Origin of the sequence: Citrobacter sp. Ca225, from assembly GCF_030337175.1 — a bacterium.
Classification (GTDB): domain Bacteria; phylum Pseudomonadota; class Gammaproteobacteria; order Enterobacterales; family Enterobacteriaceae; genus Citrobacter_A; species Citrobacter_A amalonaticus.
Genome location: NZ_JAOWCD010000072.1, coordinates 15,391 through 25,903, shown reverse-complemented (window position 1 = coordinate 25,903; position 10,513 = coordinate 15,391). Strand labels below are relative to the sequence as shown.

The 10,513-nt window shown below is 49.6% G+C and carries 13 protein-coding genes; 11 read left to right on the top strand and 2 right to left on the bottom strand.

The genetic code is table 11. From position 1 onward, the window contains the following. Positions 1-290: 290 nt before the first annotated feature. Positions 291-1,310 carry a hypothetical protein gene (locus OGW13_RS11350; protein ID WP_287116102.1) on the bottom strand — a complete coding sequence of 340 codons (1,020 nt, stop codon included), beginning with the start codon at positions 1,308-1,310 and terminating at the stop codon, positions 291-293. Between the two features lie 28 nt (positions 1,311-1,338). Between OGW13_RS11350 and OGW13_RS11345 the strand changes: the two genes are divergently transcribed. From OGW13_RS11345 to OGW13_RS11300, 10 genes are all read left to right on the top strand, one after another. Continuing rightward, entirely contained in the window at positions 1,339-3,582 is a 2,244-nt protein-coding gene (locus OGW13_RS11345; protein ID WP_287116101.1) for a phage tail fiber protein, read from the top strand. Continuing rightward, positions 3,582-4,067 (top strand): hypothetical protein, encoded by a 486-nt coding sequence (locus tag OGW13_RS11340; protein WP_287116100.1) that lies wholly within the window; start codon positions 3,582-3,584, stop codon positions 4,065-4,067. The genes OGW13_RS11345 and OGW13_RS11340 overlap by 1 nt, the downstream gene beginning before the upstream one ends. An 80-nt stretch (positions 4,068-4,147) precedes the next feature. Continuing rightward, on the top strand, positions 4,148-4,438 hold the full coding sequence (locus tag OGW13_RS11335) for a hypothetical protein (RefSeq protein WP_072931940.1): 291 nt from the start codon (positions 4,148-4,150) through the stop codon (positions 4,436-4,438). A gap of 394 nt (positions 4,439-4,832) precedes the next feature. Then, on the top strand, positions 4,833-5,159 hold the full coding sequence (locus OGW13_RS11330; protein ID WP_057057088.1) for a hypothetical protein: 327 nt from the start codon (positions 4,833-4,835) through the stop codon (positions 5,157-5,159). Positions 5,160-5,173: 14 nt separating this feature from the next. Then, entirely contained in the window at positions 5,174-5,866 is a 693-nt protein-coding gene (locus OGW13_RS11325; RefSeq protein ID WP_287116099.1) for a hypothetical protein, read from the top strand. Beyond that, positions 5,866-6,117, top strand: coding sequence for a hypothetical protein (locus OGW13_RS11320; RefSeq protein WP_287116098.1), 252 nt, complete (start codon positions 5,866-5,868; stop codon positions 6,115-6,117). Before OGW13_RS11325 ends, OGW13_RS11320 begins: the two co-directional genes overlap by 1 nt. 391 nt (positions 6,118-6,508) lie before the next feature. Then, positions 6,509-6,907 (top strand): hypothetical protein, encoded by a 399-nt coding sequence (locus OGW13_RS11315; RefSeq protein WP_287116097.1) that lies wholly within the window; start codon positions 6,509-6,511, stop codon positions 6,905-6,907. Continuing rightward, positions 6,892-7,647: a hypothetical protein gene (locus tag OGW13_RS11310; protein WP_287116096.1), complete on the top strand. Its 756-nt coding sequence runs from the start codon at positions 6,892-6,894 to the stop codon at positions 7,645-7,647. Before OGW13_RS11315 ends, OGW13_RS11310 begins: the two co-directional genes overlap by 16 nt. 162 nt (positions 7,648-7,809) lie before the next feature. Further along, positions 7,810-8,475 (top strand): division plane positioning ATPase MipZ, encoded by a 666-nt coding sequence (locus tag OGW13_RS11305; RefSeq protein ID WP_287116095.1) that lies wholly within the window; start codon positions 7,810-7,812, stop codon positions 8,473-8,475. Beyond that, positions 8,475-8,867, top strand: coding sequence for a hypothetical protein (locus OGW13_RS11300; RefSeq protein ID WP_072931927.1), 393 nt, complete (start codon positions 8,475-8,477; stop codon positions 8,865-8,867). Before OGW13_RS11305 ends, OGW13_RS11300 begins: the two co-directional genes overlap by 1 nt. 29 nt (positions 8,868-8,896) lie before the next feature. Here OGW13_RS11300 and OGW13_RS11295 read toward each other — a convergent pair whose 3' ends face one another. Then, positions 8,897-9,484 (bottom strand): hypothetical protein, encoded by a 588-nt coding sequence (locus tag OGW13_RS11295; protein ID WP_287116094.1) that lies wholly within the window; start codon positions 9,482-9,484, stop codon positions 8,897-8,899. A 280-nt stretch (positions 9,485-9,764) separates the two neighbouring features. Here OGW13_RS11295 and OGW13_RS11290 point away from each other — a divergent pair, with 280 nt between their 5' ends. Continuing rightward, positions 9,765-10,502: a hypothetical protein gene (locus OGW13_RS11290; RefSeq protein ID WP_287116093.1), complete on the top strand. Its 738-nt coding sequence runs from the start codon at positions 9,765-9,767 to the stop codon at positions 10,500-10,502. Positions 10,503-10,513: the final 11 nt, after the last annotated feature.

Here is a 10,513-nt window from a genome sequence, read left to right as displayed (position 1 = left end):
CCGGGCATGATTTTGCTTGGTGAAAAAGGCGAGCCATACGAAATCAAGTCAGTTGAGTCAGATACATCGCTTACGCTCGTAGAACCTTACGATGGTAAAAATGTGAATGGTACGCCATGCCGTATCATCACCACCTATCAGGGGGACATTAGTCAATTTTCAGCGCGCTTTGCGGCTCAGTTGCAACGCATGAATATTGATTCAGGCGTTATTCGTTCTTGGCTTACTTCGGGGCAGGACGCCCAGCTGTTAGCTGAGGATGGAACTCTGATCACGCTGAAGGCTTTGCGTCAGATCATATCTGAGCACGAAGGGGCAATGGCTTGGTTTTCCGCAAACAAGGATTCGATCCTGAAGGCCGCCGCTAACGCAACAGCTGCTGCTTCAAGTGCGTCAGCCGCATTGTCCTCCCAGAAGGCGGCAAAGACTTCAGAGACAAACTCAGCGGGATCTGCGAGTGCGGCTACATCCTCCAAAGCGGCAGCTGCTGCTTCCGCTACCAAAGCGGCAGTTTCAGAGAAAAACGCCAAGGCATCTGAAGTTAACGCCAAGACATCCGAAACCGCCGCAAGTGGTTCGGCGATCGCCGCAGCCACCTCAGAAACTAGCGCAAAAGCCTCCCAGGACTCTGCAACTTCCTCTGCTGGAAAGGCTGCAACTTCGGAGAAGAACGCCGCAGCATCCGCCACCAGCGCAGCCAGCTCAAAGAGTTCGGCAGCAACGTCGGCAACAAGTGCCGCCACCTCCGCAACTAACGCTAAAACATCCGAGAGTAACGCGAAGAAGTCCGAAGCAAACGCTAAGGATTCTGAAAATGCAGCAGCAGGTTCTAAATCCGCAGCGGCGGCTTCAGAGGCTAACGCCAGTACCTCGGAAACAAATGCTGCATCAAGTGCGACTGCGGCTAAGGCATCTGAGATCAGCGCTGCCAGCTCAAAATCGGCCGCAGCCACCTCTGCTAGCAATGCTAAATCTTCAGAAACAAGCGCAGCCAGCTCTAAAACAGCGGCGGCCACCTCTGCATCGAATGCGGCCACCTCGCAATCGAATGCCTCGATATCCGAAGCTAACGCAAAGAAATCAGAGACAAACGCTAAAGCATCTGAGAATGCCGCAGCGGGTTCAAGCTCTAACGCAGGCAAATCAGCGTCAGCTGCCAAAACCTCTGAAAACAATGCTGCCGCCAGTGCCTTGTGTGCTGCGGCATCGGCCAAAAGCATCGATGCCGATAACTTATGGAATAAATCAACTTTAACTAAAGCGGTATTGGTCGGCTTAGGGTTGGCTCCAAGTGACGCTCCTTCCTTCACCGGTGGTGTCACCATTGCCGGTAGTATTTTGAATACTGGAGAAGTCCAAACAAAATCCGCTAACTCTTACCGAATGGTTGGTAGTAAATACGGGCTTTTCCAACGCATTGATGGTTCCAACTGGTACATGATGCTGACCAACCTCAATGACAATTATGGAACCTATAACGCTTTCCGCCCTCTTTCTATCGCTCTTACAAACGGAAGAGTAACTATGGGGAACGGTTTGAGCGTGACGGGCGATGTTAGGCTCGCTTCCGACCTATCTGTGACGGGCGCACTCAGCGCTTCAAAAGGTGGCATCATTAATGCGCCCGGGGCAGGAGCTGTAGCTGACCTGACCAAAGCAGCACTATTTGTGAATGGCTCTGCAAATGATGGCTCTCAAGGTATCACGATCAACAGCTTTGCACCCACGCTGTCCTTTATTGATCGCAGCACATCAAACGCTGGTTTCCGCTGGCGTGGTGATGGCAACTGTTTGCGCTTAGATGTCGATAATCGTGACAATGGCGCAACATGGAACAGCAATCTAGTTCAGATTGACGAGCAGGGCGCGCTGAGCATTGGTGGTGCAGTAACAGCTGATTACGCTGAGTCATTAACCTATCGCGATCAGTGGAAAACCAAAGCCCCTTTCTTCAACGAGGTTTCTTCGAGTGGGGCAAGCGAGTATCACCCACTTGCGAAGCAGAAAGTGACCGCTGGAGATAAGAGCTATGTAGCGTCTCTCGGTTGGCTGGTAAATTCAATGGTGTTCGAGCTGAGCATTACTGATCAAGCCGGTATAACCCAAAACTTTACGTTCCGACCTAATGGTGAGTTCGCAACCCCGGCCAGGGTATTGCCTGGAGATTATTCAAACTTCGACACCCGGTATTTGGGTATCAAAGCGAATGCAGTTAGCGCAAGTAAATTAGCCACGGCTCGTAAGATTGCAGGTAAGGCTTTTGATGGCACATCTGACATTGCGATCAGCGCTGGTGACGTAAAGGCGTTACCTAATACTGGAGGCACTGTAGCCGGCCAAGTGACCGTTACAGCAAATGGCGCCGCTCTTGTATTGAGAAGGATGGCGGCGTCTCAGGCAGTTTACCTCATGGGGCGTGACGAAAAAAACGCTGCACGTTGGTACGTTGGCAATGGCGGCACGGATGATGTTGTTACCATTCACAACTACATCCAGAACACCACCTTGCAGCTTAACGCCAGTGAGTTGTACACCAACAGAAACATTCGCGCAGCCGGACGTTTGACTATCAATGGCACTGGCGAATCGAATGCGGTAGTAGGCTCAGGATCTGCCGACGTTTTCCTGCAAAACACAAAGTCCGGCAAGTATCTTCAACTTAAAGATACCGGCGATCTGATGTACTCAAATCAGAAGATTTATCATGCAGGTAATAAACCTACAGCGGCAGAAGTAGGCGCTTTGTCTTCATCGGGCGGCCAGGTGAGTGGAGAGGTAGTTACCACTTCAGCTAATGGCTTCCGCATTAAATACGGTTCCATCAGCTCATTCTTCCGCAGCGATGGTGCTAATAGCTATTTCCTGCTCACAAATTCAGGCGACCAGGATGGGGCATGGAATGGGCTTCGCCCCCTGGCTTGGAACAACACTACCGGTGTTGTGACTATGTCTCACAACGTAACGGTAGGCGGCGCTTTAACTGCTAACGGTGGGATTGTGTCGGGCAACGTTATCAATGTTCCGACGGCCAGTGGTTCATGGATCAGTATGCGAACCGGCACTGCTTTGCAAGGTAATGGCGCTGTAGGCACCAGCTCTGCCGCAGCAGTCGTTCGACAGGAGCACGCCGATCGTCATTACGTTTTGGGTGGCCTGGGCAACTCTCAGTTCGGCATCTATATGATCAACAAATCGCGTACTGACAATGGCACTGATGCGTATGCGTATCTGGGTAGCGATGGCACTTGGACGTGTAGTGGCAATGGTAACTTTAACGATGTGTACATCCGTTCTGACCGCCGCAACAAGCGAAACATTAAGAAGATTGATAGCGCACTGGACAAGCTGGAGAAAATCGACGGTGTTCTTTACCAAATTCAGAACATGGATGGGTATGATCAATCAGCTGGTCTCGTTGCTCAGCAGGTGCAGGAAGTGCAGCCAGAGTTGGTAACATCAGACATCGATCATGCCACTCAAGAAGAGCGCCTTCGCTTGAATTACAACGGTGTCATCGGCATGTTGGTTGAGGCGGTGAAGGAGCTGCGCGCCGAAGTCAAAGAGCTGAAGGAGGCCAGATAATGACGGTAGGATCTGGGTGGATTGGCTCAAGTGCAGTTGGGGAAACCGCTCAGCGTTGGATGTCGGCCGCAGGGCCGGCAATCAATGTCGGGGTTCCTTTTTGGATGAGTACATTGGCAGGTAAGAGTAAAGGGGTAAAGTTGACTGTGGTGCAAAAGCAGGTGGGAATTTTGCCACCTGGCGTTCGTGGGCCTCAGCCTTTCCCGATTGTAGAGTTCGGCTATCACAAAGCGCAAGGTTTTGGTGGTATCACCGGAAACTACAATGGTCGCGAAATCATTGCCCTCTATTCAAGCACACAATTTGGTGGTCTTTTGTTCCAGCTAAGTGGCGCAATGTCAGGCTCGGTCGTCATTAAAATTAACGGGGCGGCATTTACGTTGCCCTATAACTCATCATTAAGTGCCTATGCGATTTCAAGTAATAATGCGGCCTACACTGCTTTGCAGACAAGAGTAGGCCAAACGGTCGATGTGACTTTTTAACGGTGATAGTAGGTATTTGACTACTAATCTGTATCAGGTAATGGATAATGCACCCATTCAAACCGAATGGGTGCATTATAATGAAATGTTTAAACTTATCCTTCCTTGCATTGGCTCTTGCCTCGCTAACTACTACTGGCTGCGCCGGACTTCCCGGCTCAAAAAGTGAGAAAGTTGATTGTGTTGCGAAATACATCTCTGGAACTTGGCCTGGTGGCGAGCACTGGGTGAAGGTTGACGAACGTCGTGTTAATCACGTTGGGCATCGTTACGTTCACGTAAGAAGTGATTTAGTCCTGCACTTCTATGGCCGCTGGCAACGAGAAGAGTTGTTCGCTGATTACCAGTGCAAAAAGGCAGGTGCGGTATGATTAAACTAGGCTCAAAGCTCCTTGTCGCCGCTCTGGTTTTAAACGTGGTAGGGTGCGCAGATCTGCAAAAATTCGAGAGACACAAGGTAAGCTGCTACGGTAAGTACGGTTCGAACTTTACAGGCTTTACCCGTTATAAGTGGATAAAGATTGACGCTATCAGCGTCAGTCAAAACGGCACTCGATATGTTCACCCAGAGCCAGACCTCGATGTGAGTTTCGAGGCCAATTGGGTCTCGGACAGAGTGTTTAAAGAAATCCAATGTGACCCCCATCCAAAATAATCCCCAAAAGCGCCTGTTGGCGCTTTTTATTTGGTTGTTAGCTACTTACTTTCTTGTTGCATTTTGCTACTATTTCGCATATCGAGATTTGACTTTTCATGGAGGAAAAAATGTCAAATGAGATGGGAGGCGTGACACCAGACCAGGTGGAGCGCATTGCCCAAATTGTCGCCAGAGAGGTCATGGGGAACTTGCGAAAGGATCTCCGTGATGACATCGGCGCAGAAGTGAAAGCACAGCTTGGGGCCTATTTTGGTGACATGACTGCCGCCCAGCACAGCATCCAGCACTCAAATCTGGAAAAGCTGCTGACGCGGTTAGACAGCATCTCAAGTGGATTCTTCGGCGGCATCATCTCCAAGATCACATCCATTCTAACCGCTGCTCTTCTTCTGGGGCTGGCGGCGTATGGCGTTAAAAACGGTTTCGGCAACTAAGAGGAAAGCTAAGGATGGCTACTCCAAGAGGTATCAGAAACAACAACCCAGGTAATCTTGACCGCGGTGCGCCGTGGCAAGGTCTGGTGGACAACCCTGCAGAACCGCGGTTCTGCACCTTTAAGGACGCTACCTGGGGCATCCGTGCTCTGGCAGTAACGCTCATCACCTACCACGACAAACGTAAAGCGCGCGATGGCTCGCCGATCGATACTGTCCGTGAAGTGATCGAACGTTGGGCGCCGCCGCATGAGAACGACACCGAGGCTTACATCAATGCGGTGGCCAAGGCAGTCGGCGTCTCTCCTGAGATGATTGTGGATCTTCACGACTACAGCACCCTACGTCCCTTGGTAGAAGCGATTATTCGCCATGAGAACGGCAAAGGCCCATTAAAGACGGCAAACAGCTGGTACTCAGTGGAAGCCATCGATGAGGGTCTGCGTCGTGCCGGTGTAGTGCGAGTGGTTAAAGCTGTAAAAGCAGTTCCAGTCACTAAGGAATCTGCTGGCGCAACGATTACTGCCGGCATTGGTGTCGCGCAGCTGGTGGACGTAGCACCGCAGATCACACATGCAATGGATAAGGCTCAGGACAATATCTCCAGTGGCGATACCATCCGCATCGTGTTCGGTGTTGCCACGGTAGCAATTGCACTTTTCATTGCCTGGTCTCAGGTTCGCAAACACCAGAAGGGGATCGCGTAATGCTTCTTGGCCTTTACATTAAGGTCAAGCAGTACCTGTTGACGGCTGCGGCCGTCATCATGGTGCTTGCTGGTGCCTATTACCTCGGTGGCCTGGCTGCTCGCCGGTCAATGGAAATCAAAGCAGAGCGTGAAGACAACAAGCGCCTGCAACACACACTGGATGTGAAAAATGACGTTATCAATGCAGTCCGACGCTCGGATGATGCTACCGTTGATGCTCAGCTTGCTGCTGATTGGATGCGTGATTAAGCCACCAGCCCAAGGGGTGCTGTTCTGCGACGCAGCAAACCCCATTTACGTTAGCCATAGCGATCAGCTAACGCAGGAAACAAAACGTGAGATCCTTTCCCACAACGTTCAAGGCGCTACGTTGTGCCATTGGTCTAACCATCGCAACAAAGGGTAATTTTGGATGTCTAAGTAGCTTCAAAAAAGCAACGATAACCCAGCAAACCTCCCTTTGTTTGCTGAGTAACTGACAACCACTTGCTTGATCATTTTTGAGTAATGACGTAGATTGGTTAGACACACACCATGTGTGTCAAATATTTTCTTGAACTACGAAGCATCCTCGTAGCCTCTAAATCCCCTGGGTGGGGGTCGCCGAACACGCTGCATAGCATTCGGCTAAGGTGGAAACATGCGTAACTCTCTGAACATTAAAGAAGCGAAGCGCTCAATTCAAACCATTCGTGATTGTACGAGTGTCATCGCTACTCACATCTTCGGTAACTCGAAGCTGCAGGTGCGCACACTCAACAATGAAGCGTTGGCACCTAAAGACCTCAAATTCATCGTTACCTTTGCTCACGATGTAGAGACAGCTCGCGCCACGGTAAAACCGCTGGCTGAAGCTCGTTTCCTCGACGGCGAAATTTGCTTTACGGTGAACCCAGCTAAGCAATTCCCTGAGATGGCTAATAAAATTTCGTCTTTCTCAGAGGCAATTGAAACTTCTATTCGCGAATTTTTGGGCAAGCATGATAGTATCTTTAGCACCAATTCTGCTAATGATACTGCTAAATGGCTCCTACACTAATAGCGTCATCGTTATTCGATAAGAACATAGGCAAGTTTGCTCATGAGGGCGAAACTTGCCTTCTTCGTTTCGGCTATTTGTTCACTGATGATGCGCTCTATAAGCTCTCTCAGCTGGAGTTAGTCGATCCCGAAGATGAGATTCATACCTACATAACGATTGAATGTGTAGGTGCTGCTGACGACGATAAAGCCCGTATCACTAAAACCATCGCAAAAATGGTAGACGAAGACGCCTCTGATGAAGAGATCATCAAGCATCTTCTCGACTCTGGCTACGTCGATGAATCCAAAAACGTTGATGCCGGCAGAATTGCACTCAGATCCTACTTCTTCACCGATGACGCTGGTCAAGAGGTGGAAGCCCCTCAAGTCGCTGGCGTTAAAGTTGAGCGACCTTTCCAGCAGCAAGGTCTAAGCAGCCGCGCATATATGTTCATTCTGAATTGGTTTGAACACCTGGTGTGCGACGAAGAGCAAACAGTTCCAGGCGCAAAAATCTGGGCTGGTCGTCTTTATGACCAATGCGACGTGCGCATCTATAACGGTAAGGGTCAGGTTTTTGAAGATCGCCTGAGCGAACTCGGTGTTGGCGCTAAAGGCTTCCTGCCGTGGAACAAGGGCATGTTGGTAGACCTCAGCGGATGGAAACCGAACGAAGTTCAGCAGAAGGTTCAAAAGTTCATCGTTTTAATCATATCTCGCGACACGTCTCCGTCAGTCGGCTACTGTCCAGCCTAATTCTGAATGAACCCGCTTCGGCGGGTTTTTTTATTCCCAAAATTCAGCTCATTGCCTACAAACTGGCCTTTACACCGTGGCCGCCCCGCATTAGGCTAATAGCCACATAAGAAAACAACTTGTTTTCACATAATTATTATTTCGCATAACAAGGAAACAACAATGGCTAAGATCATTGTGATTGGCGGCACCAAAGGTGGCCCCGGAAAATCTACGGTTGCGCAGCAGGTAGCCGGTGCGCTGGTTCTTAAAAAGCAGAAGAAATGTCACCTGACCGACATCGATGGGCAGATGACGACCGCAGGCTGGGCTGAAGAGCGCCGCGAAAACGAAGACCTGGCACTTATTCCATTTGAGTTTGTGGATCATGACGTTGTAAAGCACATCAACGCGGTTAGCCAGCGCCATGACTTCGTAGTTATTGACGCCGGTGGTTTTGACTCCGAAATCCAACGTCAGGCTATGCAGATGGCCGACATCATCCTTCTTCCATTCCGGCCAAAGCGCCGTGACATTAAATCACTGCGTAATCTCGACCCTGTTTTGGATAACGTGCGTAATACCAATCACAAGGTTCGAATTATTGGGGTGATGAACCAATGTCCATCTTTGCCAAACCAGGCTCAGCGCATCATTAACGCAAAAGGTGTGATCGAGTCATTTGGTATCGAGCCGGTGCCAGTAAACCTCTACACTCGTAACGTGTACGACGATGCAGAAGAGTCTGGGCGTACCATCTTTGAAATGGCCGGTTCTGACCGCGACACTAAGGCTGAAGCAGAAATTATCGAGCTGGTGGATTACCTGCTTAACCTGGAGGGTAAATAATGGCTAAGGGTATGGGTGATTTGACTAAGCGTGTAACGCCACCAACAGCTCCAGAAGCGCAGCAGCAAGAAAGTCAGCCAGTGACACCAGCTGCACCACTTCGTAACCCCGTGAAGCCCCAGGGGCGTCCTACTCGTGGTAAAAGCAAGATTCAGTCTCGCACCATGTCGATGGAAGATGAGTACATCGAGCTGATTGATATGCTGGCCGTCATTCCTCGCTTCGACAAGTTCACGCGTTCTGATGTGATCCGCGCGGCCATCTTCCAGCTATCAGAGAAAACCCCGGCTGAAATCGAAGAGGCTATTAAGCTGAACATTGAAGCGGTGAACGCGAGTGATGTTTCATTCCGCACCGAAGAGATAAAGCGTAAGCTGATGGGTAAGAGTTAAAAAAAAGGGAGCCGAAAGGCTCCCTTTTTTCATTGCTTGTTAAATAGCGAACTTCCGTTCGGGAAGACTGGAGGGGCGATAGGTTTTTGTCGCTCCAACAAATTGATAGGTTTGTACTCTGCCTGACCTAATGGCCAAAGGTTGGCAATGTTTGCCATGTACAAATTAACCTTTTCGCTCTTATCGTTCACGATACCTGTTAACGCAGGGTTATCGTCAAACCCATACTCAAAATTCCATATATCATTTGCATATCCAGCTTGGCAAATTCTATCCCACTCTTTGAGCATTGGTGACAGCACCGTCTTGCCTAATGTTTTGATGCTGCTATCAAAAACCACCATCAAACAGCCTTTCCGCTCGCCAACGTACTTTACTGCCGGCATAAGGTTAGCCATGTAAGCAACCACAAGAACGTCAATTACTCTTTCGTCGTGATCTTCATCCCAGAGTAGCGCGAAAGTATGGATTCGAGGCTTAGCGTGATTTGCGTAAAGGGGAGATTTCCATTGGACGGCACTTAGTACGGAATAGTGTGTTCCACGTCCTAAATTTCCAACTGGAGCTTGTTCGTCGTAAACGGTTTTAAAATAGGGGGAATAGCTAGGCATAGCCATATTTATGACCTCACGTTTATGTGTTTCACCACAAGAGACAAACCTTTCGGGTCTGCCAGATTTCGACTTTTAAGTTAACTGAAGACGTTCTGGGTTGGCAACAAATAAAGCCTGCTTCTCAATAAAATAATAAGACCAATATATTAAAATATACGGAAGCAGGTTGCTTGCAGCCAACACAACCCAGCCTTATCACCACCAAACTCCCTGCATTCACTGCTTTAAAAAAGATTGGTAACTAGCTATCATCCAGCAACGGATAACTAACCAGCCACCTACTATGAGCAATTTCTTTTACCAATGCTTAGGCAACGACGACCAGTATGGATTCATGGAAGAGTGGGATTCGGCCGTCATGGATGAGTGGGTCGCTAAGAACATAGGGCTGTCTCGCTGTAAAGGCGAAGCTGACCTCTTCGAGACTAAGTGGTTTGATTACCGCGACATGCACCCACTCCAGGCTACAGCTGTCTTTACCGAAGAGTACAAACGCCAGTACGCCAACATCATGCTCACTCACGGTCGTGAAGACTTCCAGAGTGCGCCTTTCAACACCGGTTTAAAACGAGTTCCGTTTCAGGATCAATCTGCCGCCAACAAGACATCACTTTGGAAAGCGCGTCAGTTTGCTGATCGCTACTGCGTCAATTACGGCTATTTCATTGGCACCGTTCTGTCGATCGCCGCATCACGTCTCTGGGATAAGCTGCCACGCCCTCAACATCTTTGGCAACCAGAGCTGATAGAGATCTTCGAAGACAGATTAAAGAAACGCGCGCTAACCCGTCTGGATAGCTCTCTGTGGGGTTCTGGCTCTTCTGGGGTAATCGTGCAAGGGGACAACGTTGAAATCCAGCGAGACTACTTTGAGTGGCTTCTCACGCAGATTGAAAATCGTGAGCCATCCCGTCGCGTTCTGATTATCTACTCCGCCGTTTGGCTGACAGAGCTTCTGCCCGAACACATAGCGCTTCAGCGCTTCCCTAACGAAACCATGGAAGCACGGTCACTGAATTGATTGCCTTCGCC